This window comes from Pseudomonas sp. DG56-2 (assembly GCF_004803755.1).
GTDB classification, from domain to species: domain Bacteria; phylum Pseudomonadota; class Gammaproteobacteria; order Pseudomonadales; family Pseudomonadaceae; genus Aquipseudomonas; species Aquipseudomonas auratipiscis.
The window spans coordinates 5,488,720-5,503,281 of record NZ_CP032311.1 but is presented as its reverse complement, the minus strand read 5'-3'; the positions used below and the strand labels follow the sequence as shown (position 1 = coordinate 5,503,281).

Here is a 14,562-nt window from a genome sequence, read left to right as displayed (position 1 = left end):
TCGCGGGGCAAGCCCGCCCCCAGGCTGGGCCATGCATGACCGGTGGGAGCGGGTTTGCCCCGCGATCGCTTAGAACAGGTCTATCGGCGCCGCTTCATCAGCCGGTAGTGGGCTGCCTGGGGCCGAACCGCCCAGCTCGTTCACCGATGGGGGGGTGTCTTCTGCCTTGAACAACTCAAAGTAGGCATTGGGCGTACTAGGTGTCGCTGCTCGGCCACTGACAGGATCGATCCGCAGGCTGAGGATGCCCTCCGGCTCTGCCGGCGCGTGGTTGGGTTTGTCCTTGAGAGCGGCACCCATGAAGTTCATCCAGATTGGCAGCGCCACGGTGCCACCATACTCACGGCGGCCCAAGGTTTCAGGTTGATCGAAGCCGCTCCACACTGTGGTTACCAGGTCGGCGTTGTAGCCGGAGAACCAGGCATCCTTGGACTCGTTGGTGGTGCCGGTCTTGCCCGCAAGGTCCGTGCGGCCCAAGGCCAGGGCGCGGCGTCCGGTACCGCGCTTGATTACATCCTGGAGCATGCTGGTAAGGATGTAGGTGGTGCGGCCATCGACAATCCGTTCAGCGACGGCTGGAGGCTGGTCTGCCGCCGCTTCATTGCCTGCAGGTGCGGGAGCCGCCTCACCGGGCAGTTGGGTGCTGATCGGGGCTTCTGGCGCAGCAATGCCTGCTGCGACTTGATCGGCTTGCGGCACCCGTGGCGGGTTGGCGGTAAACAGGGTTTCACCGTTGCGGCTTTCGATGCGTTCGATCAGGTACGGGGTGATTTTGTAGCCACCGTTGGCGAAGGTGCTCCAGCCGGTGGCAATTTCCATTGGCGTCAGCGTCGCGGTACCCAGGGCCAGAGACAGGTTGGGTGGCAGGTCCTGCTTGTTGAAGCCGAACTTGCTGATGTAGTCGATGGTGCGACCAACCCCCATCGCTTGCAACAGGCGGATCGACACCAGGTTGCGCGACTTGTACAGCGCTTCACGCATGCGGATCGGACCGAGGAAGGTGTTGGTGTCGTTTTTTGGTCGCCAGACTTTATCCAGATACTCGTCGACAAACACGATAGGCGCGTCGTTGACCAGGCTGGCGGCTGTGTAGCCGTTGTCCAGTGCTGCGCTGTAGACAAAGGGCTTGAAGCTCGAGCCGGGTTGGCGCTTGGCCTGCATGGCGCGGTTGTAGTTGCTCTGCTCGAAGGAGAAACCGCCGACCAGGGCACGGATGGCACCGGTGTTCGGGTCCAGCGAAACCAGCGCGCTTTGGGCATTGGGTACCTGGCTGAACTTCAGCGTGCCGTCGTCCAGGCGCTGGACGCGGATCAGGTCGCCGACCTGAGCAACATCGGCAGGCTGTTGCGGCGCTCGACCCTGGCTATTGGTATTGAGGAACGGGCGAGCCCACTTCATGGTTTCCCAGGCCACAGTTTCCACTGTGTCACTGCGTGTCAGTACCTGCAGGCCGGTCTTATCGACGTGAGTGACAATGACTGGCTCCAGGCCACCCAATGGGCGCTGTTTACTCAGCTCCTGAAGCCAATCAACATGGGACTTGCCCGCAAAGCGGGCTTCGGGACCGCGATAGCCATGGCGCTCGTCATAGGCACTGAGGCCGTCGAGAACCGCCTTGTTGGCGATTTCCTGCAGGTCGCTCGGTACGGTGGTGGTAACCCGGAAGCCTTCGGTGTAGGCATCGCTACCATAACGGCCGACCATCTCCGCCCGCGCCATTTCGGCGATGTAAGGGGCGCTGACTTCAGGCGTTGGTACGTGGTAGCTGGCGTTGATTGGCTCGGCCAGCGCGGCTTGATAGGCGGCCTGGTCGATTTTGCCGAGTTTGTACATGCGCCCAAGAATCCAGTCGCGACGCTCTTTGGCGCGGACCGGGTTGGCAAGCGGGTTGAAGCGCGACGGTGCCTTCGGCAGGCCGGCGATCATCGCCATCTGCGCCAAACTGATGTCGCGGATCGATTTGCCATAGTAAACCTGTGCTGCGGCTTCGATGCCGTAAGCGCGGTTACCCAGGTAAATCTTGTTGACGTACAGCTCGAGAATCTCGTCCTTGGTCAGCTCGCGTTCGATCTGCAAGGCCAGGAGAATTTCGGTGGTCTTGCGCGAGAAGCTGCGCTCACTGCTGAGGAAGAAGTTCTTTGCCACCTGCATGGTGATAGTGCTGCCGCCGGTTTGAATGTGCCCGGACTTCAGCAATTGTGTTGCAGCACGCATCAAACTAGCCGGGTCGACCCCGTAGTGATTGGCGAAATTGTCGTCTTCTGCCGAGAGCAAAGCCTGGATGAAATGGGGCGGAATGTCGGCGAAACGGATGGGGGAGCGACGCATCTCGCCGAACTCGGCGATGAGTTTTCCGTCACTGCTGTAGACCCGTAAAGGGATCTGCAACTGGATGCTTCTGAGGGCCTCTACCGAGGGCAAGCTGGGGCTAAGATACAGAAACGCGCCGCTCAGACCGAGCACGATGGCGCAAATGACTGCGACGAAAGACCACCAGAAGAACTTCAGCAGGCGTATCAAGGCTTTTGGGCGTCCAGATAAAAGAGTGGGTTGCGCGCAGGGCCAGCGGACAAGGAAAAACGCTGGGCATTATAAGCATTTTTCACGCGGGCGCGTTATTGGTGCGACCGTCAGGAAGGCAGCAGGTTGTTGAGGGCTGACCTCAATACGCCTGTCCAGATCAGGGGAAAACCGATGCTTGGACGCATGGGCAGGGATGCCAGTTCACTTTTGGGAGTAGAAATTACCCCTCCGTTCATCAGGCTGGTGCGGTTGTGCCGGCGCCGAGGTCTTTATCACCTTCAGGGCTGGGCACTCGAACCCTTGCCGACAGGTGTAATGCACCAGGGCTGGATTACTGAGCCAGAACAGGTCGGTGTGGTGTTGCGTGAGGCCGTCTTGCGTTGCGCCGGACAAGGCCGGCGTGGAGCGGTGGCGCTACCTGGTGGGCTGGTCATCGAGAAAGTCCTTTCACTGCCTGCCGACCTTGAAGATCACCTTATGGATGAGCGCCTATCCAGTGACGTCGGCGAGTTTGTTCCTTTTGCCCTCGAGGAGGCGGCAATCGACTTCCAGTCTGTCGGACCGTACCCAGGCAACCCGCTGCACCAGCAAGTAGTTGTTGCCGTTTGCCATCTGGCCTTGCTGGATGCACTACAGGCCAGCGCCGAATGTGCTGACCTGTTTATTTGTGCCGTAGAGCCTGACGCTCATGCCTTGCGCCGCGCAGTGCAGGTGGGCGGGATGCAGGATGCCCTACTGCTACAGCTGGAGGTCGGTGCCCTGGTGATTCACGAGTGTGCGGCAGGGCCTGTAGCGCAGCGCCGGGAAGTGCCTCTGTATGAGTGCCAGGGATCTGTGCCGGTGGTGGTCGCAGCTGTGGATAACTACTTACTGTCCCGCCCCGGCAGGGCGCTCCCTGCGCAGGTATTTCTTACCGGCGGTGGCGCACGCGATCAGAGCTTCGCCGAGCAGCTCGAGCAGCGTCTTGGCATCGAGGTGCGGCATGCAGACCCCTTCCAGTCCGTGGTCCCAGCCCCCGGACTGGATACGCTGCCCTCCAGGGATCAGGCCAAATACCTGGCAGTTGCTTGCGGCCTGGCCATGCGTGAGGGGGATCGATGCTTGAATTGAACCTGCTGCCTTGGCGCGAGCAGCGACGTCAGGCTGCAATTCGACGCCTGCAAGCACTGCTGCTAGGCGTGGGGCTGATGGCAGTACTGGCAACCTGGATGATGGACTACCTGGGGCGACGCGAGCGGCAAGGCCAAGCGCTCGAGCAGGCTTCAATTCGCCAAGACATTGAGCATTTCGATAGCCAGCTGCTACAGGTGGCACGGTACGAGGATATGCATGCGCAGGTTCATCGTCGCCGAGAAGTGCTGGACGCCCTGCACGAGCAGCGCTTGCTCCTGGTCGATCTTTTTCAGCAGCTTGAGCATGCGGTTCCACTCGGCGTTCGGCTCACTACGGTGACCCGAGAAGGTTCGCGCTTGCAGATTCTCGGGGTCGCACAATCGGCGTCATTGGTTGCACAGCTGTTGCGCAACTTGTCCGACGTTTTCGGGGGCACTCATGTACATCAGGTCAAGGCGGTCAATGAGGGCGAAGCATTCGACGTGAGCGTCGCACTGGGGGCCAAGCCTTGAGTGTGTCGATGATGTTTCGATGGCAACAGCTGGCGAGTGCCTCTGGCATCAGGCAAGTGTTTTTTCTGTTGTGTTGTCTGGTGCTGCTGCTCGGGCTGGCTTACGCGTTGCACTTGCGAGTTCTGTTTTCAGGGGTTGAAGCCGCCCATGAGCAGACTCGGCGCATGAATATCGAACGCATCGACAGGGCCAGTCGAGCGCAGGCGCTTGCATCCGCAGAAGCGCAACTGGCTGCAGCCAATGAAAGCCTGAATGTATCGCGCTGGCGCTTGGAAGCAGGCGGTGAGTTGGCTGATCTGCTTGAGGTGGTTGCGCTTCGAGGGCATGCGCACGGGGTGTTTGTCGAACACTTGGAGGTGCTGGCGCAGGTGCTGCATGACCAGCACATTGAGCTGCCCATGCAGCTTCACTTGCGTGGCTCTTACTCTGGGTTGGCGGCTTTTTTCCATGGTTTGGCCCAGTTGCCCCGGCTACTTACCGCGCAGGACTTTTCCCTGTTGGCGGATGAGGAGAACGCCCCGAATGGGCTGCGCATGCAGGTGCGTGTCAGCGCTTATCGCAGCCTAGAGGCAAGCGCATGGCCTGAAGTGCCGGTTGCTGAGCCCGGGCTGGTAGGGCCTGTGCCAGATTCGTTGCGCAACCCTTTTCAGTCTTCGCCACAGACGCTGCCGCGTGAGTACCTGCGGACGTTACCGCTCGAACAGTTCGAAATGGTCGGCAGTCTTGCGCGCAATCAGGTTCGTTTTGCGTTGCTGCGGGCTGCGGGCTTCGTGCATCGCCTGCAATTGGGCGATCGGCTGGGACGTAATAACGGCCGGGTTGTGCGTATCGATGAACGCGAGGTGGAAATCACCGAAGAAGTTTTCGTGCAGGGCGAAGGTTGGGTCGAGAGAACCCGAACGCTGGGCCTGAAAATGCCGGCAAACACCGGATAAGGGGGCGAACCAGGGAGGTCGCAGATGAAGACAAAGTGGAGCGAGGCAGCAATCGCCTGGCTGGTTGCGTGGGGGCTAGTGAACCCGATGGCCGTTGGCAGCGTCGAGCGTGACCGAGCGTTGTCGTTGAATTTTCAGGATGTTGAGGTGCGCGCGGTACTGCAGGTGCTGGCCGACTTCAGTGGGGTAAATCTGGTTGCCAGTGATGCCGTGCAAGGTCGGGTTTCCTTGCGTTTGCAGGAGGTGCCCTGGGAGCAGGCGCTGGATCTGGTGCTGCGCAGCAAAGGCCTGGAAAAACGTGCCGAAGGCAATGTCTTGCTGATAGCGCCGATCGCGGAGCTTGCGGGGTACGAAAAACAGCTGCTCGAAGGGCGTCAGCGGGTGGCTGGGCTGGCGCCGATGCGCCGTGAGTTGCTGCCGATTCATTATGCCCAGGCGAAAGATATTGCCGCAGTATTCCAGACGCTTGCGCCGACTGATCCATTGGCACCCGGGCAGGGGGCGCTGAGTGTCGATGAACGAACCAACACCCTGATCGCTCATCAGCCCCTCGAGCGGCTCGAAGAACTAAAGGAAATGATCACTCGCCTGGATGTGCCGGTGCGCCAGGTGATGATCGAGGCGCGAATTGTCGAAGCCAATGTCGATTTCGAGAAAAGCCTTGGCGTGCGCTGGGGCGCGCAAGCAAGTTCAGGCAGTGGCCTTGGCTCCGCGGCTGGCGACACGTTTGTCGATTTGGGCGTGGAGCGGGCCACCTCGGCCATTGGCCTGGGCCTTGTGCGAGACAACCTGTTGCTGGACTTGCAGCTCAGTGCCATGGAGAAGTCCGGCAATGGTGAAATCATCTCCCAGCCCAAGGTGGTCACGGCCGACAAGGAGACCGCCCGGATTCTCAAGGGCACCGAAGTGCCCTACCAGGAAACCAGCGGCAGCGGCGCTACTTCGGTGACTTTTCGCGAAGCCTCGCTATCGCTGGAAGTGACTCCGCAGATTACCCCGGACAATCGGGTAATCATGGCGGTGAAGGTCACCAAGGACGAACCCGACTACCTCAACGCCCTTGCTCAGGTGCCGGCAATCCGCAAAAACGAGGTCAATGCCAAGGTTCGTGTACGCGATGGGGAAACTATCGTGATTGGCGGCGTGTACTCCACTGTGCAAAGTAAAGTTGTCGACAAGGTGCCATTTTTCGGCGATGTGCCGTATGTTGGGCGGCTGTTTCGTCGCGATGTTCTACAAGAGAAAAAATCCGAGCTGCTGGTCTTCCTGACTCCGCGTATCATGAGTGACCAGGCGATTGCTGTGAGTCGTTGATTCTGTGCGAAATTTGATACTTGTGGGGCCCATGGGTGCTGGTAAAAGCACCATCGGTCGCCTGTTAGCCAAAGAGCTGCGCCTGCCGTTCAAGGATTCCGACAAGGAAATTGAACTGCGCACCGGCGCCAATATCCCGTGGATCTTCGATAAGGAAGGCGAACCGGGCTTTCGAGACCGTGAGCAGGCGATGATCGCCGAGCTATGCGCGTTCGATGGCGTGGTTCTGGCTACCGGCGGAGGTGCGGTGATGCGCGATGCCAATCGTCAGGCTCTGCACGCCGGAGGGCGTGTGGTGTACTTGCATGCTTCGGTAGAGCAGCAGGTTGGGCGCACTTCGCGTGATCGCAACCGACCGCTGTTGCGCACGGCCAATCCGGAGGCGACGTTGCGTGCCCTGCTGGAGGTCCGTGATCCGCTCTATCGCGAGATTGCCGACCTTATAGTGGAAACCGACGAACGGCCACCACGAATGGTCGTGCAGGATATTCTCGAACGCTTGCAGAAGTTGCCGCCCCGTTAAGCCAGGCTTATCCTCGGCGACCAGTCATGCCGTGACAGGGCACACCGTTTATTGCGCGGATCGAGTTATCGAGGTCGCGCCTTGTTCATTGTGGGGACACATGCAGACACTTAAGGTCGAATTGGGCGAGCGTAGTTACCCGATCTACATTGGCGAGGGCCTGCTGGATCAGGCCGAGCTGCTGGCGCCGCATATCGCTGGCAGACAAGTCGCTATCGTATCCAATGAGACTGTCGCGCCCCTGTATCTCGAACGACTGAGCAAGACCCTGGGTGCCTATTCGGTACTTCCGGTGGTCCTGCCTGATGGTGAGTCCTACAAGAACTGGGAAACCCTGCAACTGATTTTCGATGCCTTGCTGACTGCCCGTCACGACCGGCGGACCACCGTGGTTGCCTTGGGTGGCGGTGTCATCGGTGACATGGCAGGCTTTGCAGCTGCCTGTTATCAGCGCGGCGTGGATTTTATCCAGGTGCCTACCACCTTGCTGTCCCAGGTCGATTCGTCGGTGGGCGGCAAGACCGGCATCAATCATCCGCTGGGCAAGAACATGGTCGGCGCCTTCTATCAGCCCAATGCCGTGCTCATTGATACTGCCAGTCTCAACTCCCTGCCACCGCGTGAGCTGTCGGCGGGCCTTGCCGAAGTGATCAAGTACGGTCTGATTTGTGACGAACCGTTCCTGGGATGGCTCGAAGCGAATGTGGCGGCGATGCGCAAACTGGATCAGGCTGCCCTGACGGAGGCGATTCGTCGCTCCTGTGCGGCCAAGGCTGCAGTTGTCGGCGCCGATGAGCGCGAGTCCGGTGTGCGTGCCACCCTCAATCTCGGCCATACCTTCGGCCACGCTATCGAAACCCAAATGGGTTACGGTGTCTGGCTGCACGGTGAGGCGGTGGCTGCGGGTACGGTGATGGCCTTGGAGATGTCCATGCGCCTGGGCTGGATCAGCCAGCAGGATCGCGATCGTGGTATTCGCTTGTTGCAAAGCGCCGGTTTGCCGGTAGTGCCGCCGCAGGACATGACGCCAGCCCAGTTCATGGAACACATGGCAGTAGATAAAAAGGTACTCGACGGTCGTTTGCGTCTGGTCCTGCTCAGCCGCATGGGCGAGGCAGTGGTCACCGACGACTATCCGAAAGAGATTCTTCAGGCCACCCTCGCCGCGGATTACCGCGCGATAGTGGCCCAGCTTTGAGGTTGATGAGCGTCCGATGACTAGTTTGCATGCCGACGAGGCCTTTCTCGGCCATTATCAGTTGAACCACGATCCCTTCGCAGCAAGGGTGCCTGGTTTCAAATTCTTCCCGGCCCAGCGCAAGCCAGTGCTTGGCCAGTTGCATCACCTGGCACGTTACAGTCAGTTGCTGCTGGTTGTAACCGGCCCGCAGGGCAGCGGCAAGACGCTGCTGCGCCAAGCCCTGGTTGCCAGTACCAACAAGCAGTCAGTGCAAAGCGTGGTGGTTTCCGCCCGTGGCGCCACTGACGCTGCCAGTGTGCTCGGCCAGGTCGCTCAGGCCTTGGGTGTCGCCCAGCCTGAAGTTCCCGAATTGCTGGCTCAGGTCGTGCAACTGGCACTGACCGGGCAAGAGGTCTACCTATTGGTGGACGATGCGGAACAACTTGACGAGTCGGCACTCCAAGCCTTGCTGGAATTGGCTGCGGGCACACCGGAGGGACGCCCGCACGTGTTCCTTTTCGGCGAACCGTCGTTGATCGCTGGGCTGGAAGAACTCAATGCTGACCTGGAGCGCTTCCATGTCATCGAGCTTGCACCCTATAGCGAAGAAGAAACCCGGGAATACCTCGAACAGCGCCTGGAAGGTGCCGGACGAGGGATCGAGGTTTTCACCAATGATCAGATCGCCGATATTCACCAAAACTCGGACGGCTGGCCTGGAAACATCAACCAGGTTGCCCGCGATACCTTGATCGAAGCCATGATCGCTAGCCGAACCACGGCGAAGCGACCATCAATGGGGTTCAATATGCCTAAAAAACACGTGCTGGCGCTGTCTGCTGTCGTAGTGGTCGCTGTTGCTGCGGCCGTGCTGATGCCAAAGAAAGGCGATCAAGCGCCCAGCGCCCCCGCAGAGCAGGCTCAATTGCCGCTGGGCCAAGGTCAGCCGGGGAATGCGCAATCGAACAACGGCAGCCCGGCGATCGAATTTGCTGGTAACTCACAGCCAATGCCATTGCCGCTGGTCGGCCAGTCACAGCCGGTCATGCGTGGCCCGCTGGCTGAATCCACTGGCATGGGTGATGGCGAAGATGGTGGCCCGGCCGCCGATACCGCCCTGCAGCCACCGACGGTCACCACCATTGCCCCGCCTGCCGGAGTTAGCGCAGGTCCTGCACCCGCGCCCGCACAGCCGGTAAGTCAGGCTCAGCCAGCAGCTGTACCGCAGCCGGTTGCACCTGTTGCCAGTAAGCCGGTAGCGCCTGTGGCCAAGCCTGCGCCGACTCAGGTTGCAACCGCCAAGCCCGCGCCGAAGCCAGCAGAGAAGCCGGCCGCCAAGCCTGCTGCAGGCGGTAGCTGGTATGCTGGGCAGAAGCCAGGCAATTACGTTGTGCAAATCCTCGGTACCAGCTCCGAGGCGTCTGCCCAGGCATACGTGAAAGCTCAGGGTGGCGACTATCGCTACTTCAAGAAAACCTTGCAGGGCAAGCCGCTGTACGTCATCACTTACGGTAGCTTCTCCAGCCGTGATGCAGCCCTGGCAGCAATCAAATCCTTGCCAGCCAAGGTCCAGGCTGGTAAACCTTGGCCTCGTACCGTCGCCAGCGTTCAACAAGAACTCGCTGCGACCCGCTGATCTAGCTGGTGGCACTACCCCCGCCACCTGCTGAGCGACTCCTGATTTACGGTCAAGCCTGCTGCGTGATACGCGGCAGGCTTTTCTGTCCCAGACTGCCGGCCACAAGCCCATCTTGCAGTCCAGGCTGAAACGCTTCAGACTCAAGCCATTCCGTTACCACGGTGCGCGCTTAAAAACATTCAAAAACGCGACATGGATTTACGAATATTCGTCGTAAATTTGTGGGCTTCCCTGTCGCTGTGCAACAATGGCTCCTCTATTGCCCCCGCAAAGCTGGCATTCGTTCGGCGTGGATGGTAAGTGGTTGTACTAAAAAAAGATTTGCCTTGGTGAGAGGCGAACCTGGTGAGAAAGTGTCTATGAAAACAGGTCTGTACCATCCCGAAGAATTCAAGGATAACTGTGGTTTCGGCCTGATCGCCCATATGACGGGTGAACCCAGCCACCACCTACTGCAAACAGCCGTTCAGGCGCTGACTTGCATGACCCACCGCGGTGGCATCAACGCCGACGGCAAGACCGGTGACGGTTGTGGTCTGTTAATGCAAAAGCCGGATCAGTTTCTGCGGGCTGTCGCCCTGGAACATTTCGGCGCCGAGCTGCCCAAGCAATATGCCGTTGGCATGGTGTTCTTCAATCAAGACGCCACCAAGGCTGAAGCGGCACGCGAAAACATGAATCGCGAGATTCTCGCAGCGGGCCTGCAACTGGTGGGCTGGCGCAAAGTGCCGATCGATACCAGCGTTCTGGGTCGACTGGCCTTGGAGCGCCTGCCGCAGATCGAGCAAGTGTTCATCGGTGCCGAAGGCCTGAGCGATCAAGATTTCGCCATCAAGCTGTTCAGCGCTCGTCGTCGCTCGTCGGTGGCCAACGCCGCCGACACCGACCACTACATCTGCAGTTTTTCGCACAAGACCATTATCTATAAAGGCCTGATGATGCCGGCGGATCTCGTCGCCTTCTATCCAGACCTGGGTGATGAGCGCCTACAAACCGCTATCTGCGTGTTCCACCAGCGTTTCTCCACCAATACCTTGCCGAAATGGCCGCTGGCGCAGCCGTTCCGCTTCCTCGCCCACAACGGCGAGATCAACACTATTACCGGTAACCGCAACTGGGCCCAGGCTCGGCGGACCAAGTTCGAAAACGAACTGATCCCTGATCTGGAAGAACTCGGCCCATTGGTGAACCGTGTCGGCTCCGACTCCTCGAGCATGGACAACATGCTCGAGCTGATGGTCACCGGTGGCATCGATCTGTTCCGTGGCGTGCGCATGATCATTCCGCCAGCGTGGCAGAACGTCGAGACCATGGACGCCGACCTGCGTGCCTTCTACGAATACAACTCCATGCACATGGAAGCGTGGGACGGCCCGGCGGGCGTGGTACTGACCGAAGGTCGCCATGCAGTCTGCCTGCTCGACCGCAACGGCCTGCGTCCGGCGCGCTGGGTCACCACCAAGAACGGCTACATCACCCTGGCGTCGGAAATCGGCGTGTGGGACTACAAGCCTGAAGACGTGATCGCCAAAGGCCGGGTCGGCCCAGGCCAGATCTTTGCCGTGGACACCGAAACCGGTCAGATCCTCGACACGGACGCCATCGACAATCGTCTCAAGTCGCGCCATCCGTACAAGCGCTGGCTGCGCCAGAATGCCTTGCGCATCCAGGCTGACTTGAGCGATGACCAGGGCGTGGCCAGCTACGACACTGATCAGCTCAAGCAATACATGAAAATGTTCCAGGTCACCTTCGAAGAGCGTGACCAGGTGCTGCGTCCGCTTGGCGAGCAAGGCCAGGAAGCCGTCGGCTCGATGGGCGACGATACGCCGATGGCGATTCTGTCCCAGCGCGTGCGCTCGACCTATGACTATTTCCGCCAGCAGTTCGCGCAGGTGACCAACCCGCCGATCGACCCGCTGCGTGAAGCAATCGTCATGTCGTTGGAGATCTGCCTCGGTGCCGAGCGCAACATTTTCCAGGAATCCCCTGAGCATGCCTCACGGGTGATTCTCAGCTCGCCAGTGATTTCGCCCGCCAAGTGGCGTTCGCTGATGAATCTTGATCGCCCGGGCTTCGAGCGCCAGCTGATCGACCTCAACTATGAGGAAAGCATTGGCCTGGAAGCTGCGGTGCGCAACATCGCCGACCAGGCTGAAGAAGCGGTGCGCAGCGGCAAGACCCAACTGGTGCTGAGCGACCGTCATATCGCTCCGGGCAAGCTGCCGGCGCATGCCTCGCTGGCCGTGGGCGCTGTTCACCATCGCCTGACCGAGCTGGGCCTGCGTTGCGACAGCAACATATTGGTAGAAACGGCTACCGCCCGTGACCCGCATCACTTTGCCGTGCTGCTCGGTTTCGGCGCCTCGGCGGTTTACCCGTACCTGGCCTATGAAGTACTGGCTGACTTGATCCGTACCGGCGAAGTGCTCGGCGACCTGGACGAAGTGTTCAAGTACTACCGCAAGGGCATCTCCAAGGGTCTGTTGAAGATTCTCTCGAAGATGGGTATTTCGACCATCGGTTCCTACCGCGGCGCTCAATTGTTCGAAGCCGTCGGTCTGTCCGAAGAAGTGGTGGGCCTGAGCTTCAAGGGCGTTGCCAGCCGTCTCAAGGGCGCACGCTTCGTCGACATCGAGAATGAACAGAAGCTGCTTGCTGCCGAAGCCTGGAGCGCGCGCAAGCCGATCCAGCAGGGTGGCCTGCTGAAGTTCGTTCACGGCGGCGAATACCACGCCTACAACCCGGATGTGGTCAACACACTGCAAGCTGCTGTACAACAGGGCGACTACGCCAAATTCAAGGAATACACCGCGTTGGTCGACACCCGTCCGGTGTCGATGATCCGTGACCTGCTCAAGGTCAAGGTCGCCGATCAGCCGTTGGCCCTGGAAGAAGTCGAGCCGCTGGACGCAATTCTCAAACGCTTCGATTCTGCTGGCATCTCCCTCGGCGCGTTGTCGCCTGAGGCGCATGAAGCGCTGGCCGAAGCCATGAACCGCCTTGGGGCACGCTCCAACTCCGGTGAAGGCGGTGAAGATCCGGCGCGTTACGGCACGATCCGCAGCTCCAAGATCAAGCAGGTTGCTACCGGTCGTTTCGGCGTTACGCCTGAATACCTGGTCAACGCCGAAGTGCTGCAGATCAAGGTTGCCCAGGGCGCCAAGCCCGGAGAGGGCGGCCAACTGCCTGGCGGCAAGGTCAACGGCCTGATTGCCAAGCTGCGCTATGCCGTACCTGGCGTAACCCTGATTTCGCCACCACCGCATCACGACATCTATTCGATTGAAGACTTGTCGCAGCTGATTTTCGACCTCAAGCAGGTCAACCCTCAGGCGCTGGTATCGGTCAAGCTGGTGGCCGAGGCGGGTGTCGGCACGATCGCTGCCGGTGTAGCCAAGGCTTATGCAGACCTGATCACCATCTCCGGCTATGACGGTGGTACTGGTGCCTCGCCGCTGACCTCGATCAAGTACGCCGGTGCACCGTGGGAGCTGGGCCTGGCTGAAACGCATCAGACCCTGCGCGGCAATGACCTGCGTGGCAAGGTCCGGGTACAGACCGACGGTGGTCTGAAAACCGGCCTGGACGTCATCAAGGCAGCCATTCTCGGCGCCGAAAGCTTTGGCTTCGGTACCGCGCCCATGATCGCCCTGGGCTGCAAATACCTGCGTATCTGTCACCTGAACAACTGCGCCACCGGCGTCGCCACTCAGAACGACAAGCTGCGAAAGGATCACTACATCGGCACCGTCGATATGGTGGTGAATTTCTTCACCTACGTGGCCGAAGAGACCCGTGAGTGGCTGGCCAAGCTGGGTGTTCGCAGCCTCGGCGAGTTGATCGGGCGTACCGATCTGCTGGAAATGCTCCCCGGCGAGACCGAGAAGCAGAAGCACCTGGACCTCAGCCCGCTGTTGGGCAGCCCGCACGTGTCGGCCGACAAACCGCAGTTCTGCGAAGTCGACCGTAACCCGCCCTTCGACAAGGGTGTGCTGGCCGAGAAGATGGTCGAAATGGCCCTGCCGGCTATTCGCGACCTGGCCGGTGCCCAGTTCGAACTGGATATCTGCAACTGCGACCGTTCCATCGGTGCACGCATCTCTGGCGAAATCGCCCGTTTGCACGGCAACCAGGGCATGGCCAACGCGCCGATCACCTTCCGCTTCAAAGGAACGGCTGGTCAGAGCTTTGGTGTGTGGAACGCCGGCGGCCTGAACATGTACCTCGAAGGTGATGCCAACGACTACGTCGGTAAAGGCATGACCGGCGGCAAGCTGGTTATCGTGCCGCCTGCAGGCAGCCCGTTCGCCACCCAGCACAGTGCCATTGTCGGCAACACCTGTCTGTACGGCGCCACTGGCGGCAAGCTGTTCGCTGCTGGCACCGCGGGCGAGCGCTTTGCCGTGCGTAACTCCGGTGCCCACGCGATTGTCGAGGGTACAGGCGATCACTGCTGTGAATACATGACCGGTGGTTTTGTCTGCGTTTTGGGCAAGACCGGTTACAACTTCGGCTCTGGCATGACGGGCGGTTTCGCCTACGTACTGGACATGGACAACAGCTTCGTAGACAAGCTCAACCATGAACTGGTGGAAATCCAGCGCATCAGTGGCGAAGCGATGGAGGCCTACCGTAGCCACCTTTCGCGCGTGCTGGGCGAATACGTCGAAGAAACCGGCAGCGAATGGGGGCGTGAGCTCTGGGAAAACCTGGACGACTACGTGCGTCGCTTCTGGCTGGTCAAGCCGAAGGCGGCAAACCTGAAGAACCTGCTGTCCAGCACCCGCGCCAACCCACAGTAAACAACAGCTGCAAGTGGC

9 protein-coding genes are annotated in these 14,562 nt (G+C 60.0%); 8 read left to right on the top strand and 1 reads right to left on the bottom strand.

The features are described from left to right. Positions 1–69 precede the first annotated feature (69 nt). Positions 70–2,517, bottom strand: coding sequence for a penicillin-binding protein 1A (locus tag D3Z90_RS25190; protein WP_371922340.1), 2,448 nt, complete (start codon positions 2,515–2,517; stop codon positions 70–72). Between the two features lie 177 nt (positions 2,518–2,694). Between D3Z90_RS25190 and pilM the strand changes: the two genes are divergently transcribed. From pilM to gltB, 8 genes are all read left to right on the top strand, one after another. Beyond that, complete coding sequence (gene pilM, locus D3Z90_RS25185; RefSeq protein WP_136478584.1) at positions 2,695–3,633, top strand: type IV pilus biogenesis protein PilM; 939 nt, start codon at positions 2,695–2,697, stop codon at positions 3,631–3,633. Then, entirely contained in the window at positions 3,621–4,148 is a 528-nt protein-coding gene (locus D3Z90_RS25180; RefSeq protein ID WP_136478583.1) for a PilN domain-containing protein, read from the top strand. The genes pilM and D3Z90_RS25180 overlap by 13 nt, the downstream gene beginning before the upstream one ends. Before the next feature lie 8 nt (positions 4,149–4,156). After that, a complete protein-coding gene (locus D3Z90_RS25175; protein ID WP_136478582.1) occupies positions 4,157–5,083 on the top strand; it encodes a pilus assembly protein PilP in 927 nt (308 codons plus the stop codon). Positions 5,084–5,107: 24 nt separating this feature from the next. After that, positions 5,108–6,397, top strand: coding sequence for a type IV pilus secretin PilQ (locus D3Z90_RS25170; protein ID WP_136478581.1), 1,290 nt, complete (start codon positions 5,108–5,110; stop codon positions 6,395–6,397). A 4-nt stretch (positions 6,398–6,401) separates the two neighbouring features. After that, positions 6,402–6,920 (top strand): shikimate kinase AroK, encoded by a 519-nt coding sequence (aroK, locus tag D3Z90_RS25165; protein ID WP_136478580.1) that lies wholly within the window; start codon positions 6,402–6,404, stop codon positions 6,918–6,920. Positions 6,921–7,020: 100 nt separating this feature from the next. Next, positions 7,021–8,118, top strand: coding sequence for a 3-dehydroquinate synthase (gene aroB / locus D3Z90_RS25160; protein WP_136478579.1), 1,098 nt, complete (start codon positions 7,021–7,023; stop codon positions 8,116–8,118). A 16-nt stretch (positions 8,119–8,134) separates the two neighbouring features. Beyond that, entirely contained in the window at positions 8,135–9,736 is a 1,602-nt protein-coding gene (locus tag D3Z90_RS25155) for an AAA family ATPase (protein ID WP_136478578.1), read from the top strand. A 362-nt stretch (positions 9,737–10,098) separates the two neighbouring features. Continuing rightward, complete coding sequence (gene gltB, locus D3Z90_RS25150; RefSeq protein WP_136478577.1) at positions 10,099–14,544, top strand: glutamate synthase large subunit; 4,446 nt, start codon at positions 10,099–10,101, stop codon at positions 14,542–14,544. Positions 14,545–14,562: the final 18 nt, after the last annotated feature.

Coding starts and splice junctions, on each gene's coding strand:
- pilM (WP_136478584.1), top strand. CDS start 2,695: ATGCTTGGACGCATGGGCAGGGATGCCAGTTCACTTTTGGGAGTAGAA.
- D3Z90_RS25175 (WP_136478582.1), top strand. CDS start 4,157: ATGATGTTTCGATGGCAACAGCTGGCGAGTGCCTCTGGCATCAGGCAA.
- D3Z90_RS25155 (WP_136478578.1), top strand. CDS start 8,135: ATGACTAGTTTGCATGCCGACGAGGCCTTTCTCGGCCATTATCAGTTG.
- aroB (WP_136478579.1), top strand. CDS start 7,021: ATGCAGACACTTAAGGTCGAATTGGGCGAGCGTAGTTACCCGATCTAC.
- D3Z90_RS25180 (WP_136478583.1), top strand. CDS start 3,621: ATGCTTGAATTGAACCTGCTGCCTTGGCGCGAGCAGCGACGTCAGGCT.
- D3Z90_RS25170 (WP_136478581.1), top strand. CDS start 5,108: ATGAAGACAAAGTGGAGCGAGGCAGCAATCGCCTGGCTGGTTGCGTGG.
- gltB (WP_136478577.1), top strand. CDS start 10,099: ATGAAAACAGGTCTGTACCATCCCGAAGAATTCAAGGATAACTGTGGT.